20 protein-coding genes are annotated in these 15,215 nt (G+C 27.8%); 11 read left to right on the plus strand and 9 right to left on the minus strand.

Translation table 11 applies throughout. The features are described from left to right. Positions 1 to 44 precede the first annotated feature (44 nt). A complete protein-coding gene (locus tag BTO18_RS03640; protein ID WP_105014920.1) occupies positions 45 to 353 on the plus strand; it encodes a hypothetical protein in 309 nt (102 codons plus the stop codon). Between the two features lie 24 nt (positions 354 to 377). Here the strand turns inward: BTO18_RS03640 and BTO18_RS03645 are convergent, their stop codons facing one another. The 6 genes from BTO18_RS03645 to BTO18_RS17565 form a co-directional block, all read right to left on the minus strand. After that, on the minus strand, positions 378 to 632 hold the full coding sequence (locus BTO18_RS03645; RefSeq protein WP_170063222.1) for a type II toxin-antitoxin system RelE/ParE family toxin: 255 nt from the start codon (positions 630 to 632) through the stop codon (positions 378 to 380). A gap of 399 nt (positions 633 to 1,031) precedes the next feature. Further along, positions 1,032 to 1,466 (minus strand): type II CBASS E2 protein, encoded by a 435-nt coding sequence (locus tag BTO18_RS03650; protein ID WP_105014922.1) that lies wholly within the window; start codon positions 1,464 to 1,466, stop codon positions 1,032 to 1,034. Continuing rightward, a complete protein-coding gene (locus BTO18_RS03655) occupies positions 1,459 to 2,667 on the minus strand; it encodes a nucleotidyltransferase domain-containing protein (protein WP_105014923.1) in 1,209 nt (402 codons plus the stop codon). Before BTO18_RS03655 ends, BTO18_RS03650 begins: the two co-directional genes overlap by 8 nt. A gap of 2 nt (positions 2,668 to 2,669) precedes the next feature. Beyond that, a complete protein-coding gene (locus tag BTO18_RS03660; protein ID WP_105014924.1) occupies positions 2,670 to 3,497 on the minus strand; it encodes an SMODS-associated NUDIX domain-containing protein in 828 nt (275 codons plus the stop codon). Next, positions 3,481 to 3,909, minus strand: a complete 429-nt coding sequence (locus BTO18_RS03665) for a lecithin retinol acyltransferase family protein (protein ID WP_105014925.1) — start codon at positions 3,907 to 3,909, stop codon at positions 3,481 to 3,483. Before BTO18_RS03665 ends, BTO18_RS03660 begins: the two co-directional genes overlap by 17 nt. A 16-nt stretch (positions 3,910 to 3,925) precedes the next feature. Next, a complete protein-coding gene (locus BTO18_RS17565; protein WP_170063223.1) occupies positions 3,926 to 4,099 on the minus strand; it encodes a hypothetical protein in 174 nt (57 codons plus the stop codon). 130 nt (positions 4,100 to 4,229) lie between these two features. Here BTO18_RS17565 and BTO18_RS03670 point away from each other — a divergent pair, with 130 nt between their 5' ends. Genes BTO18_RS03670 through BTO18_RS03680 form a run of 3 tightly spaced genes read left to right on the plus strand, consistent with a single transcriptional unit; the run spans position 4,230 to position 6,008 of the window. Further along, entirely contained in the window at positions 4,230 to 4,814 is a 585-nt protein-coding gene (locus tag BTO18_RS03670) for a hypothetical protein (protein WP_146106877.1), read from the plus strand. Further along, positions 4,811 to 5,212: a hypothetical protein gene (locus BTO18_RS03675; RefSeq protein ID WP_105014927.1), complete on the plus strand. Its 402-nt coding sequence runs from the start codon at positions 4,811 to 4,813 to the stop codon at positions 5,210 to 5,212. The genes BTO18_RS03670 and BTO18_RS03675 overlap by 4 nt, the downstream gene beginning before the upstream one ends. Continuing rightward, positions 5,196 to 6,008 carry an ImmA/IrrE family metallo-endopeptidase gene (locus BTO18_RS03680; protein ID WP_105014928.1) on the plus strand — a complete coding sequence of 271 codons (813 nt, stop codon included), beginning with the start codon at positions 5,196 to 5,198 and terminating at the stop codon, positions 6,006 to 6,008. Before BTO18_RS03675 ends, BTO18_RS03680 begins: the two co-directional genes overlap by 17 nt. A 1,063-nt stretch (positions 6,009 to 7,071) precedes the next feature. On the opposite strand, the gene BTO18_RS03685 is transcribed toward BTO18_RS03680, so the two are convergent. After that, positions 7,072 to 7,884, minus strand: a complete 813-nt coding sequence (locus tag BTO18_RS03685) for an RDD family protein (protein WP_105014929.1) — start codon at positions 7,882 to 7,884, stop codon at positions 7,072 to 7,074. A gap of 22 nt (positions 7,885 to 7,906) precedes the next feature. On the opposite strand from BTO18_RS03685, the gene BTO18_RS03690 reads away from it, so the two are divergent. The 6 genes from BTO18_RS03690 (at position 7,907) to BTO18_RS03715 (ending at position 13,655) form a co-directional block, all read left to right on the plus strand. Next, positions 7,907 to 8,875, plus strand: a complete 969-nt coding sequence (locus BTO18_RS03690) for a stage II sporulation protein M (RefSeq protein WP_105014930.1) — start codon at positions 7,907 to 7,909, stop codon at positions 8,873 to 8,875. After that, entirely contained in the window at positions 8,872 to 9,579 is a 708-nt protein-coding gene (locus tag BTO18_RS03695; protein ID WP_105014931.1) for a hypothetical protein, read from the plus strand. The genes BTO18_RS03690 and BTO18_RS03695 overlap by 4 nt, the downstream gene beginning before the upstream one ends. Further along, complete coding sequence (locus tag BTO18_RS03700) at positions 9,579 to 10,793, plus strand: DUF4350 domain-containing protein (RefSeq protein WP_105014932.1); 1,215 nt, start codon at positions 9,579 to 9,581, stop codon at positions 10,791 to 10,793. The genes BTO18_RS03695 and BTO18_RS03700 overlap by 1 nt, the downstream gene beginning before the upstream one ends. Further along, positions 10,793 to 11,797, plus strand: coding sequence for an AAA family ATPase (locus BTO18_RS03705; RefSeq protein WP_105014933.1), 1,005 nt, complete (start codon positions 10,793 to 10,795; stop codon positions 11,795 to 11,797). The genes BTO18_RS03700 and BTO18_RS03705 overlap by 1 nt, the downstream gene beginning before the upstream one ends. Before the next feature lie 74 nt (positions 11,798 to 11,871). Continuing rightward, positions 11,872 to 13,206 carry a DUF58 domain-containing protein gene (locus BTO18_RS03710; RefSeq protein ID WP_105014934.1) on the plus strand — a complete coding sequence of 445 codons (1,335 nt, stop codon included), beginning with the start codon at positions 11,872 to 11,874 and terminating at the stop codon, positions 13,204 to 13,206. Between the two features lie 47 nt (positions 13,207 to 13,253). Continuing rightward, a complete protein-coding gene (locus BTO18_RS03715) occupies positions 13,254 to 13,655 on the plus strand; it encodes a DUF805 domain-containing protein (protein WP_105014935.1) in 402 nt (133 codons plus the stop codon). 1 nt (position 13,656) lies between these two features. On the opposite strand, the gene BTO18_RS03720 is transcribed toward BTO18_RS03715, so the two are convergent. Further along, positions 13,657 to 14,205 (minus strand): DUF4251 domain-containing protein, encoded by a 549-nt coding sequence (locus BTO18_RS03720; RefSeq protein WP_105014936.1) that lies wholly within the window; start codon positions 14,203 to 14,205, stop codon positions 13,657 to 13,659. 46 nt (positions 14,206 to 14,251) lie between these two features. On the opposite strand from BTO18_RS03720, the gene BTO18_RS03725 reads away from it, so the two are divergent. After that, the gene (locus BTO18_RS03725) at positions 14,252 to 14,995 is read left to right on the plus strand and encodes a pseudouridine synthase (protein WP_317197592.1); all 744 of its coding nucleotides are present in this window, start codon (positions 14,252 to 14,254) and stop codon (positions 14,993 to 14,995) included. A gap of 36 nt (positions 14,996 to 15,031) precedes the next feature. Here the strand turns inward: BTO18_RS03725 and BTO18_RS03730 are convergent, their stop codons facing one another. Further along, complete coding sequence (locus BTO18_RS03730; RefSeq protein ID WP_105014938.1) at positions 15,032 to 15,211, minus strand: CPXCG motif-containing cysteine-rich protein; 180 nt, start codon at positions 15,209 to 15,211, stop codon at positions 15,032 to 15,034. Positions 15,212 to 15,215 lie beyond the last annotated feature (4 nt).

Consider the following 15,215-nt stretch of genomic DNA (forward strand, 5'->3'; position numbering starts at 1 on the left):
TTTTCACTAAATTTGTTAAAAAAATATACAAATTTTATAATAAAATGATAAATATAGTTGAACAATATAATAATTATATTCAGCAAATCCCTCAATTGATAAATGAGACCGATTACAAAGCCAGTCATTTTATAAAGTTGCTTGGATTGAAACCACCAACTTATTATAGGAAGTTAAGAGAGAACGCTTTTTCTATTGAGGAAGTTAATATTTTAACAAAAGCTTTGTTTCCTAAAGAAGCATATTTACAAGAGCTTAAAAGAGATTTAGCTATTTCTGATGATGACTTTAAAAATGGTAGAGTTATAGAGCATAGTGTGGTTATGAAACAATTAAAAGAAAAATATTTATAGCCAAAAAGGTTTTTTGTAATTGTTCTAAAAAGACCGAATAATAATTTGATTATCTCTTATTTCATAAAATAAATAAATCTGTTTTACTACTAAAATTTTATGACTACCTATTTGCTTGTCATATTTACCTAGGTTAGGATTTGTAGAAAGTGAATTTATTAAACTGTCAAGTTTATTTAAGTAATTAGAAGACAATACTTTTTGCTCCCAATTTTCGGTTAAGTAATCAACATTTTTTTGATTCTCAATTACTGCTTTTTCTGTCCATACAATTTTCACAAGCCAAACATAATGAATAATTACTAATATTTTATATAGAATTATTTTGGTTACTATATAGAACAAGTCATTTTATAGGAATCTTTTAATTATGAATCATTAACTGGATAAATTAAAAAAACAAAGATGAATATGAAAGAATTAATTTTAACACTAGTAGTAAGTTTTACAACGCTTAATGTAGTCAAATACATAGTAGAATTCACAACTTTACTTGGCGACAATGTTGCAACATCCGACAGGTTCCGCAACTAAATAATTAATTGTAATGTTTTATGAACGTAACCTTTATACTTATGGATGAGTCCTCGGTTCGAACCCGAGACCTGTCGCTAAAAAAGCCGCATTGTGCGGCTTTTTAAATTTAAAACAATTAATAGAGAATGAAGTACTTCTTAATTAATGCTTAACTTCTTTATCCAACCAAACACCATATTTTAACCACAACTCATAAGTAACAAGCCATTTTGAAATCCAAGGAATTGTATCTACAAAATTAAATTGCATATATGGAGACAAATCACTTGGATGATATAAACAAAGGCTATGGTTATAATATAAATGTGGAACTTTCCCAAATTTAATTGCTTTATCTATCACAAAAATGTTTTCCTTTCTGCCTTTTTTGTTTGGGTCATACTCAAAAACTGTTTCGTAATTGTTTTTACAACCTTTAGGCTTAATTTTTCCACCTCCAATAAGTTTTCCGTCTTTAACAAATGATTTAATCCAATCAAAGTTATCCTCAATTAACTTTTGCTGAATATGTGCACTTATGAGGTCTTTTGTTATATCTGTTGGTTTATATTTTTTATTTATATCAATTTTACTCAATACCTCCAAAATTCCTATTTGCTTTACTTTTATAACCTGTAGAACTATTTATATTCCCTGATTTATCAACAAAAGTGTTACCTGACATTATCGTCACCCCAACAGCTTCTAACTGATTTCCTTCATTTTTCGATAACTCTTTTAATTGGTCTGTTAAGATTCCTTTAATTCTATCGCTTCCAAACAACTCTTCAGCAACTCCAAAGTTCCTGTTTTTAAGCTTTTCCCATTTCTCTTTATAACTTTTTGCAAAAGCTATAAATTGATTGTAGTACTCTTTTTCTTTATTCCATTTTTCAGTAAAATTTTCTTCAGTATTTACTGGGTTCAAAACTTTTATTCTTTTGTATACACCTTGACTTTCAAATAAATATTGATAATCTGTGTATCGCTTTACTATTTTATTTAAAATACTATCTATAGTTTGATAAATTGAAGGTTCTCCTTCATATAATTCACCAAAAATTGTAGTTAAAACAATACTTGAGGTTTTATATTTTGGATTTTTTTCAAAATAGATATCTCGATATCTCTTTGTTAACTGGACAGCTCTTTTAAGAGGTTCTTTGCTATAGATATCATCATTTGGTAATTCTTCTTGTTCAGCTTTTGCTTCATTTAAAGCGGAAAATGTTCTAAATGCTTTGTTAAGATTTGAACTAGATACAGTTTCTGCTTTTTGAGTAAACCAATTTGCATAGCCTTTTGGGTTTGAGGATGTCCAAGAGCTTAATTCTCTGTCTGGAACCATAATTTTGCTATCACCATTAATTACAATACAACCAGGAAGTACGTCCATATGAAAATCTCCTACATAATCAATACGTGCACATCTATTTTTCTTAACTAACTTCTCTTTAAAGATATCATTATTACTTAAAACTCGAATTAAGTGATTATATATCTCTGATGAAGTATAGTTATAATAAGAATCTCTTATTTCAACAGTTATATCTAAATCAAACTCTTCTTTACCTCTTGGTTTTACTGTTGTTCCTATTGCTTTTGACCCTTGAGGATATACTAAAAAATCAACTTTTGAAAAAAATATTTCATCTTTTTCAAGTATATCATATACAGCATTATAAGCCGATTCCATTCTCTTTTTTCTTGTTTCATCTAATTCTAATGAAACTGCAATTCGCGTTAATATATCTTCTCTTTGAAGACCATTATTATGTAAATATTGTTGTAAATTCATTTTTATATAATGTATTTAGTGTGTTGTCCAATTCTTGTTTTACTATTATTAAAACATTCTTTTTTAATTTCATCTCTAGACACAAAAGCGTAGTCATTTGTGATAGGATTATATGTCATTAATTTTACTAATTCTTTAGTCTGTTTATTATTTAATTCAACCGAATAAATATTATAGATTAAAGTATGGTAAGTTTCATCTTTAAAGCGATTTTCCCTAACTAATAGCTTATCTACAGTTTTTATTTGTTCAGCATTTATAGTGCTGAAATTCTTTTTACTAACAATTTTAGTTTCTACAAGTTCCTCAAAAAATTCTCTCCAAATTCCAATTTCTCTGTCTTTCCCAGATTTAAACCACTTAATAATTTTCGGTAGATATTTAGCCTTAACAAAAAATCGTAAGTCTTTTTGGTTTTTCTTATCCGATTTTGGTTCAGCTTCCCATTCTTTAATAATACATTTATTACCTACTAATTTGTATACACCACCAACTGGTTGATACTGATCAATTTTACTACCTCTTACCAATAAATACTTTTCACTTCCGTGAAGTTTTATTCGTAAAAGGTAGCTTAATGATATATATACTTTTTTATTAGGAATGAAAACAGAACAGTTCAAAGCTTTCCAAAAATAGCTTCCATATGAATTAATTATTTCATAAAAACCAACAACAGATGATGTAACACCTGCTACTGCTAATCCAACAAGAGTTTCTTTGTGAAAATCAGAAACATTAGTTAAAACAAAATATCTAACAAAAAGATAAATTGTAGATACGATGAGAATTACAAAGTATACTAGAAGTCGTTTACCTTCTTTTCCCATTATTTACTTTTATTAATTTATAAGTAAGACCTAAAACCAAAACAGACAATAAAATTGTGACTTGAACACTATTCTCTTTGCCTTTTTGAACCCAATTAGCAAAATGCTCACAGTTAAAATTTAACAAACTGTATTTTTGACCTAATCTATGATATGCTCTATTTATCGCTTGGTTTCTTTGAAAACCCGTACTTTCAAATGGTTTTATTCTTACAGGCTCATAGTCTACTAATAAATCAGATAATTCTGATTCAGATAAAACTTTAACACCATCTTGAAGGTTTCCTATAAATGTTTCGTTTCCTACATAAACAACATAATGATTAAGTATTCTACCTAATCCATTTCTTTTTTTTGCTACAATTACATCTGCTGGATATAATTGAGAATTCAATTGTAATTTTTTAATCATACTTTTTTATTTAAAATTATTTTTCTTTTCTAACTCCTTTAAATTTACCTCCAGATGTTTTTACATCCATAAACTTTCCTGTTTCTGTATCTCGTTTTACATAAAGATTTGTTTTAGGGTTTAGCACTTGCGAGCGCTGTTTTACTGCTCCTTTTCTTGCGTTGTCTCCAACTGGTTTGTTTTTTGCCATTTTCTTTTTTTTTATTATTTTAAAATTATTTATGCTATCTATAAGTACTATGCTTATAATATTTCATAATTTGCCATTGCCTGGAAAAAAAATAAAATCTATGAGCATATAATAAATAGAAAGCGCTTCTATGTTAAAAATTAACAATGAAATATCTGAAGTCCTTAAAAATTGTGATATAGACAGCTTGATAAGAAGAATGCAAGCATTTACTATTAGCAAATTAGGATATAATAAAAAAAACTACGATGGTCTAGAACCGTTAGACTTTGTATTCGCTGTGTTTGAAAAAGCTCTTTCAGGTGTTAGAAATTGGAATAAAAATAAAATTGATTTTGAAGGATTCGTTTTTGGATCACTTAAAAGTGATATTTATGCTTCAATTGAAAAACAAAAAAGACGTAAAAATACTCCTGATGAAGAAATCATTGATGAATCGTATATACTAGATATTCCTGTAATTTCAGATGAAATTGGTTTTGAAGATACAACTACACAAAAAATAGATTATAAAACTGAAAAAAAGGACTTTTTAGAAAAACTAAAAGCTTCAGAAGCAACTGACCTCGAAATACTAATTTTTGAGTGTTGGTGTGATGAAATATTCAAACCTCAAGAAATTGCTGATTTTCTTGAATTAGATGTTACCACCATTTACAATGCCTTAAAACGTTTACAAAAAAGGCGTAAAAACATTTTACAAAAAAAATCATGAGCAAAATAAAGAATAACATAGATAAAGGCATCACAGAATTCTATTTAAATCTAGATGTTGATATTATTAAAGAATCTTTAAAAGATGATGGGGTAGATGTATTGCATGAAGACGAGAAAATATCTAAATTCTCAAAGAGAATTAAGTTTATGAATAAAGCCATCATAGTTAAAGAAAAGACGGATAATTTATTAGAAATTATTGTTGCTAAATTTCAAGATGCTATTGAAAAGAATATTGATAAACCAATTGCTTCTTTAAAAAAAATAATTGAAGCCAAAGAGCTTTCTGTGCAATTCAGAAATTTGGATAAGTTGACAGAAGAAGAAATAAAGGAAATAATTAAAGGTAAAAATTTAGTGGATTTGATGGACGAATTGGATGGAGAAACTGATTAAATATACAAAAGGTTGTGCATGTGCAAGAGATTTATTATGTGATAATGGATTTGATGATTTAATAGATTTTCCATTAGATTTATTTGCTAGTGGTTTAGGTGGTACTATTGTCCATAAACCAATGACCAATTCTGATGGGCGTATCATATTTGGAAAAAAAAATACGATTATTGAGATTAATAATGGTATTCCTTTTGAAGAAAAAAGAAGGTTCACAATTGCTCATGAAATAGGGCATTTAGTTATGCATAAAGGAATTGATATACATAATGATAATGAAGCAACTATGTCTTGGTTCAATAATAAAGAGAAACAAGCTAGAAATGGTAGAGTAGAGTATGAGGCAAATCAATTTGCCTCTGAACTTTTAATGCCTAGTATAATTTTTTATAAAAAACAAAAAGGTAAAAAATTTTCACCAAAACTATTAAGGGATTTATCTAGTTATTTTAAAACTAGTCTTACTTCAGTTGCTTTTAAATATTTAGAATTAGGTGATCACCCAATATGTTTATTCCACTCATATAATAAAAGAGTAAAATATTGGATGCGGAATGATGATTTTCCACATTATATCACTGATTGCACTAAATTATCACCACCAGAAGATTCTGTAGCAATGGAGTTTTTTGAAAAAGGTAAAATTCATACAAAAGAAAAATCCAAACAGCCTATATGGAAATCCACTTGGTTAGAATTGAATAAATATGAGAATGATAATGACTTCAATTTTTATGAATTTTGTATAGTAACACCAGCATATGATAGTGTTATAAGTATTGTTTGGGAAGAGTAACAAAAATATATTATAGTTATTTCGATTTTTAACGACCTAATATAATTTTGGCAAAACAATAGGAGAGTGGAACGTAATATTTTAGGGTGTTAGCAATACATCTTCTTAAGTTTACCTATTTTATAATACTTCTAAAAATAGTCTTAAAAGTTAGAATCTATCCTAAAATATAGAGAAACGAACCGTAATTGTTTCCAAAATTATATGTAAGTCTTGATTTTTTTGTTTCTTTTTTCATCAAGGAAAAAAAGAAAATAATGAAAGATTAATAGTAACTATGTTTATTTTCTATTTAACATAATAATTATAGTACTAATCAAAAAAAAGTTAATTATAACTACCAAATAGAACAAGTGCATAGAATTTTATTTTCACTCACTTTTTTAGTTAATGCTTAAGATTTTAAAGGGGTTCGAGAATCTCGTAAAAACTCGATTTTATAAAATTTATGCTCTTGAGGAAAGCTGACGAAAATGGTATTAGAAAAAAATACTAACGGATTATTATAAAATTACAAATTTTTCTACAAATTAAATATGTTAGCTTTTTTTGCGGCTGCAAGCGTTGGAAAATTGTGTTTAAAAAAATTACTGCGTAGCATAATTATTTTTAAAAAGCAATCGAGCCCTTTTTGCAAGAGGCAATTTAACATAATGTCGAATTATAGCTACAAACTTTAATGCTCTAAATGTTTCTTATAATTAAAGTATTTGAAGAAAACACTTGTTGACGAATTTTAAAACACCCCCATAACAGTGTTTATTGTATTTACGAGACCTTCTGGGATATTTTACATAAAAGATAATTATAGCTATCAAATAAATCTAGAAGTTAATTAGCCGTAATTTCTTTTAACATAATATCTATCGATATAAACCTAAAGGTGTTATATCTGATATTATGATTAAATAGCCTGAAAAACGGCTATACAGAAATTACTGTTATTTGTACTATAATTTATATTATGTAAAATAGAATATTTCTAAACCCATACTCTTATGCTTTTATTCGAAAATCTAAAGTAAAATTGTTTTTATAAAAGAACAGTAAAGAATAATCCCTTCTACATACTTTGCGTATAAAAATTATAATCTTTTAAAACAGTGTCAATAAATTCTTTGTCGCTTTTGTGAATAGATTTTATGTCAGCTACTTCAATAATTTTAGAACGTAACTTTATTAATGTTTTATAGTCGTTAAACTTCGCTGCTGTTTTAAACGTTTCTTTTATAATTCGTGCATCGTTATCAGAAAGCTTAATTACATTTGGGTAAGTTGGTTTGTAACTGTCTTTTATATCCATTAAAATGGTGTGCGAAAAACGAACTTCATCCTTTAGAAAAATTACAATAGTATTCGCTATAATATCTCCAAAACGCTGATTGTTATTGGTAAATAAAATTAAGAAAAAACCAACGAGTTTGCCAAACATAAAAATAAGCATAATTAGTACATACGCATCGTTTAAACCTAAAGAAGCAACATATACAAACAATAAAGTAAATAAGTTAAAATCTACAATTCGTAGAAACCAACGCATAATATAATCGGTAATTGTGGGTTTAAAGCCATCTATATTAATCACTTTAATGTGCAATAGCTTTTTTCCTAATGTTTGTCCGTCTAATAAAATTTCGGTGTATAAAGAATAAAATGTTACAGGCAAAAAGAACAAAACATCCATGGCTCTTAAGGTCCAAGAATCGCCATCAAAAGCTGCTCTAAACATATCAAAACCAAGTATTTCTATGCCAAAATAGATGTAGGCTACTTTTACGATATTATCTACAATAAAAGCCAATAAACGCTGAAAAACATTGGCCAATGTAAATTTTATGGCTACATTTTGTGCTGTTTTTATTTGGAGTGTTTTCATGCAATGTTTACTTTAGCTTATAATGAGAGAGGTCGCTTTTATAAAGCAAAATAAAGAAAAATGGCTTGAATTTGAACAATTAATTTCAAATAAAGAGGAAAAAAGTCCAGATGATGTTGCCAACCTGCATATAAAAATCATGAACGATTTGGTATATGCGCAAACTTATTATCCAAAAAGCAAGGTAACTTTATATCTAAACAAGCTTGCAAAAACCAGTTTCGATAAGGTGTATGACTCAAAAAGAAGAGATAAAAATGCTTTTGTTTACTTCTTTTTCGAGAAAGTACCACTACTCTCTTTTAAATATAGAAAATATTTTTATTTGTCTTTTATCATCTTTTTTATCTGTTTTTTTATTGGATTAATTTCTACGTTTAACGATGAGTCTTTTGCACGTCAAATTCTCGGAAACAATTATGTGGACACAACTTTAGAGAATATAGAAAGTGGTGATGCTATGGCTATTTATAAAAGTGGTAGCAATTGGGGTACTTTTATTGGTATTTATGATAACAACCAAAGAGTGGGCTTAAATATGTTTTTATCTGGTTTGTTTGTAGGTATTGGTACTGCATTTTATATAGTGTATAATGCAATTATGGTGGCTGTTTTTCAAGCTTTTTTTTACCAACATAATAGTTTGTTTGATAGTCTTAAAGGTATTTGGATTCATGGTACATACGAAATTTTTGGAATGATTATAGAGGCTGCTGCAGGTTATATTATTGGTGCAAGTATTTTATTTCCAGGTACTTTAAAGCGTTTTCAATCTTTTAAAATAGGTATTAGAGATGCTTTTTATATTTTTATTAGCACCATTCCTTTTACTCTAATTGCAGCATTTTTAGAAGGCTATATTACACGATATTCTAACCAAATGCCAACCCTATTTTGTTTTTTCATCATTTTTTTATGTTTATTTACCATAAGTTACTACTACTTAATTTTACCTTTTGTAGTTGCTAAAAAACAAGGAATTACTTCATGAAGAAAATCTTATTTTTAGTTTTACTATCACTGCATTGCTATGGGTTTTCTCAAGATAATAATAATGGAGAAATAACTCAAAAAGACACTATTGTCTATCAAAAAGATACAAAAATGGTAGAAGATAGAGCTTTTAATACTGATTTAAAAGATACCTATTCTGATGATGATTTTAAATACAAAGAATACATAGAAAAAAAGAGTGACTCCACTCCTACTGTTAACAAGGGGTTTATCCAAGCATTAGGGTATTTTATGACGACTATTTTTCCTTTTTTAATTGGTGGTTTTGTTATTTTCTTGATTTTAAAAACCGTTTTAGGGTTGCAATTCAATTTTAGAGAAAAACCTTCTTCTAATAAGAACTTGGTTCAAAAACAGTTAATAGAAAATGAAGACATTCATGAAGTTGATTTAGATACTTTACTAGCTGAAGCTATTACAAACAAAGAGTTTAGACTAGCCATACGTTATTATTATTTGAGTGTCCTTAAAAAATTATCAACTAAAGAACTCATTAATTATCACAAAGAAAAAACAAATTCAGAATATCTTTTTGAGATCGAAAATACTGAAATGAGATCACAATTTTCTTACCTATCTTACATTTACAGCTATGTTTGGTATGGAGAATTTCCTGTGGATGAAAAACGCTTTCATCATGCTGCAGCTAAATATCAATCATTTATAAATTCCATAAGTTGATGTTTAAACTTCATATACATAAATTAGTTACTCTATTTGTGGTGTTTTTATTGCTAACCAGTTGCAAAAAAACGAATTGGTCAGAAAATTACAGAGAGCGTGAAAAAAGCCCTTTTGGAACGTATATTGTTTATAATGAGGCTAAAAACTTATTTGAAAGTGAAGAAGTTATACTTTTAAAACAAAATTTTTACGATTATCTTTTCGAAAATTATGATACTACAACTCCTAATTTTGGGAATTACATTTGTATAAAAAACGATGCCTATTGGCTTTCTGAAGATGCTATAAAAGAGCTCCTTTCTTTTGTGGCTGATGGTAATACAGCATTTATCTCATTAAATTACTTTAATAAAAGTTTAAAAAAGCAACTAGAATTTACCACCAATAATTTAGATAAAGATGTTTTTGGTATTACAAAATTAAGAGAATTAGAAGGTACTTTTAAATTTACAAATGAAGAATTGTACAACTCTACTTATAAATTTGATAGGAATATTAGAAGAAACTATTTTTTGCAATACAATGAAAACAAAACTATTGTTTTAGGCAATGCAATTGTTGGTGGTGAGGATGTACCTAATTTTATAAAAATTTATCATGGTAAAGGAGCTGTTTATCTGCACTCGAATCCTGTTGTGTTTACCAATTATTATTTATTGAATGATAAGGAATCTTATACAGAAAAAGTATTTTCTTATCTCCCCTCTTCTACCATTCTTTGGGATCCTCAAATTAAAAGAAGTAAATATTCTAATCAGTCAGAAAAAGAGAATTCAGTTTTTAAATTCTTTTTGCAACACCCAACGCTTAAATGGTTTTTATTTGTTACAATTGTTGGTGTTTTGCTTTTTATGCTATTTAATGCAAGGAGAAAACAAAGAGCTATACCTATTATTGATCCTTTAGAAAATACAACTGTTGCTTTTACACAAACCATTGCCAGTTTGTATCTAAAAGAGCAAAATCATAAGAATTTAGTTGATAAAAAAATTAGTTACTTTTTAGAAAAAATAAGGACAAAATACTTGCTAAATACCAATAATTTAAACAAAGAATTTATTAAAAATCTAGCAGCAAAATCAGGGAATAATTTACAGAATACAAAATATTTAGTTAATACAATCATTACTTTAAATAAACGTTCAAAATGTTCTGAAGAAGAGCTATTTGTATTGCATAAAATGATAGAAAAATTTTTAAAAAATAAATGATGGAAACACCAAACGAAAACGAAATACCAGAAAAGTTAGCATTCGAAAATAGAATAGATTTAAGCGGATTGCAAGAAAGTGTTTTTAAGATAAAAAAAGAGCTACAAAAAGTAATAGTTGGGCAAAAAGAAATGCTAGATTTATTAATTGTAGCCTTACTTGCAGATGGGCATGTTTTAATAGAAGGTGTACCAGGAGTTGCGAAAACGATTACAGCTAAACTCTTATCTAAAACAATGAAAGTAGATTTTAGTAGAATTCAGTTTACACCAGATTTAATGCCTTCAGATATTTTAGGAACTTCTGTATTTAACGCAAAAATTGCTGATTTTGAATTTAAAAAAGGCCCTATTTTTTCTAATATGATTTTGATTGATGAAATTAACAGAGCCCCAGCAAAAACCCAAGCTGCTTTGTTTGAAGTAATGGAAGAAAAACAAGTAACTATAGATGGTAAACAATACAAAATGGAAGAACCTTTTATAGTATTGGCCACGCAAAATCCTATCGAACAAGAAGGTACTCATAGGTTACCAGAAGCACAATTAGATCGTTTTTTGTTTAAGATTGTTGTTGATTACCCAAATGCAGAAGAAGAACTAGAAATAATAACTAGAGAACATGCTTTAGAGAACACCACAAAATCGAGTAAAATAGCTACAATTATAGAAGCTTCAAAGATTATTGAATATAAAGAGTTGATTAAGCAAATAAAAATTGAAGACAATTTGCTAAAATATATTGCTAACATTGTAATTAATACGCGTACAAACTCATTTTTATATTTAGGGGCCTCACCAAGAGCAAGTATCTCTATTCTTATAGCATCAAAGGCTTTTGCTGCTATTGAAGGGAGAGATTTTGTGACTCCAGAAGATATTAAAAGAGCAACAATTCCTGTTTTACAACATAGGGTTATTGTTACTCCAGAAAGAGAAATGGAAGGCTTAACCAGTAAACAAATTATAGAACAAATTATAGAAACTGTAGAAATACCAAGGTAAATTTAGTAGCAATATTTAATTGACTTGTCATTTCAAGTGATTTTGAGGCACGAAAATCTTAAACATATAATTCTTTGAAAAAATTTTACAATACATTATATCTAAACAATAGATTCTTCTATGCTCTAGCCTGTATAGCTGTATTTTTTGTGATTGGTTTTTTCATTCCTATTTTTTTTGAAGCCTCTAAAGTATTGTTATTTATGCTATCAATACTTACTTTGATTGATGTGATTTATCTCTACAATATTAAAGATGCTATAAAAGTTAACAGGATTTTACCTGAACGTTTATCGAATGGCGATGATAATAAAATCACTTTAGAGCTGGAAAATAAATATCCTTTTACAGCTCATTTGGTTTTGATTGAAGAATTGCCCTATCAATTTCAAAAAAGAGATTTTAACTTTAGAGAAGTATTGCAAAAAAGTACTTCTAAAGTGATTACTTACTTTTTAAAACCCACAGAAAGAGGAGTTTATTTGTTTGGGAATATTAATGTATATGCAAACACTCCTTTGCAATTGGCTACTAAAAAATTTGTTTTAGGTGATGAAAAAGAATTGAAATGTTATCCATCATTTTTAAAATTAAGAGAATTTGATATTAAAAGTTTTAATTCTAATTCAATTTCTTATGGAACAAAGAAAATCCGTAGAATAGGAAATTCTTTAGAGTTTGAGCAAATTAAAGAATATGTTTCTGGTGATGATATTAGAACCTTAAATTGGAAAGCTACTGCAAAAAGAAGTCAATTGATGGTAAATCAATATGTAGAAGAAAAATCGCAATCTGTATATTGTATTATCGATAAAGGACGTGCAATGCAGATGCATTTCGAAGAATTGAGTTTATTAGATTATGCTGTAAATGCTACATTAGGAATTAGTAATGTTATTTTAAGAAAACAAGACAAAGCAGGTATGCTTTCATTTTCTAAAAAACTAGAAGATTGGGTTGTGGCTGAAAGGCGAAATTCGCAAATGACCTTAATATCTGAAGCATTGCATAATATTAAAACTGATTTTTCAGAATCAGATTTTAGTGCTTTGTATTCGGTTATCAAAAGAAAAATAACACATAGAAGTCTATTAATTCTTTTTTCAAACTTCGAAACTATTGATGGGTTAAATAGACAACTCCCCTATTTACGTGCGTTAGCAAAAAATCATTTAGTGCTAGTTGTTTTTTTTAAAAATACAGAGTTAGATGTCTTAATCAATGCAAAAGCAGATAACATACAAGGAGTTTATGATAGTATTATAGCAGAAAAGTTTATGTACGAGAAAAAACGAATTGTAAATGAATTAAAGAAATATGGAATTCAATCTGTATTAACATCACCAAAAAACTTAACAGGTAATACTATTAATAAATATTTAGAAATAAAATCTAGAGGTATTTTTTAAATATTTTATTACTACTTTCGCCAACTGAATAATCAAAAACACAAGCTATGAATTGGTATTTAAAAGTATTACAACAGTATGCAGATTTTTCGGGTAGAGCAAGACGTAAAGAATATTGGATGTTTACACTTTTTAATATCATCTTCTTTTATGCTCTTTTATTTATTCTAGGAGCAATAGCTGAAGCTACAGGAATAATTTGGGTTATATTTATTGCATACATATATAGTTTTGCTATGCTAATACCTAATTTGGCAGTAATAGTAAGACGATTACACGATATTGGTAAAAGTGGTGCATACTTTTTTGTATTATTTATACCTATTGCAGGTTTTATTTGGCTTTTAGTTTTATTATGTATGGAAGGCGAAGCTAGAGCAAATCAATGGGGAGAAGACCCAAAAGGTGTTGGTAATGATAGAATGATAAGCCAAATTGGTAAAGAATAATCTATTCTACTTTTTTATCCTCTAAAACTGTCCAATTACCATAGTATGTAATCATAGTTCTATGTGTGCTGTTTATGTTTATATTGGCTTTTTTATTTTGAAATAATGTTAAATGAGCATTATAGCCTTCCTGTTTATTGTTAAAACTAAATTTTAATTGATATGCCTTTTTCTTTTGATTAAAAACTATTTTTTTACTTACTATTTCACCATTATATTTGATTCCTGTATTTGTACTACCGTAATTATTAACTATTCTTTGTTCGCCAAAATAAGGTAAGTTAATTTTAATTGAATCTTTATCTATTTTTAAATAATTAGGATTACCTAATAAACTAATATTAGATGATGTGTTTCCAGGAGGTAATAAATTATTCATCACAATTAATGATGAAGTAGAGAGTGGATTTGCCCATTCAAAATTAACTTCTATACTGTTTGACTTTATTATTTTTTCTAATTCTACAATTTGTTCCTCTGACAAGAAATTTTTAGAACTGCTACACGATACTGTGACCATAATTATAACAAATAATAACACTTTTTTCATAATCAAAAATTTAATATTGATAATTTAATAAAATAAATGTAATAAATTGTTAACTTTAACATTAATTAAGTTTTCTTTTCACGGAATGTATATTGCTACTATTTTTCAAGATAATTACCTGCTCTGTGTAAACAAACCCAATAATGTTTTGGTTCATCATGCAAAACACTCTAGAAATATAGCAGATGAAGCCTCTCTTTTACAATTGATTGAAATACAAATTGGTATAAAAGTATTTCCTATCCATAGGTTAGACAGAAAAACTTCTGGTATTATTTTATTAGCAAAACAAAAAGAATACGTTTCTAAATTTCAAGAATTATTTACAAATAATAAAATTCAGAAAACTTATTTTGGTGTAGTTCGTGGTTTTTCTCCTAATTCAAAAACAATAGATTCTCCTGTAAAAGGGCGTGATGCAAAAGTGCATAAAGAAGCATTAACACTTTTAAAAACACTGGCAAATATTACATTAGATATTCCTGTAAAGCCCTATGATAAATCAAGATATAGTTTAGTTGAACTAACCCCAAAAACAGGAAGAATGCATCAATTAAGAGTGCATTCTTCTAAAATTTCTCATCCTTTAATTGGTGATGCTAAATACGGTGATAAAAATCATGATATTATGTTTATAGAAAATTTTGGGTGGAAAAACCTTTTTTTACATGCAGGTAAATTGGAATTTTCTCATCCTTTTTCATCAGAAGTATTGCACTTACAAGCTGATTTCTCAAAAGATTGGCTTAGTTTATTTGAAAAATTTGATTGGAAAAACCCTTTAGTATAATCTCTTCAAAATAAGCAAAACCTTATAGAAATTATGCTATTGTTCTATAGATTGTGAATAAAATCCTACCAATTCTCCATTTTCAAAACTTGGCGAAACTTCTATAGGATTACAACAAACTTCACAATCTTCAATGTAAGTTTGTTGAGATACGCTAGTATCTAAAATCATAGAAATTTCTTCCCAACAATATGGGCACTGAAAAAAATGTTCCACTTGC

The organism is Polaribacter porphyrae, assembly GCF_002954685.1.
GTDB classification, from domain to species: domain Bacteria; phylum Bacteroidota; class Bacteroidia; order Flavobacteriales; family Flavobacteriaceae; genus Polaribacter; species Polaribacter porphyrae.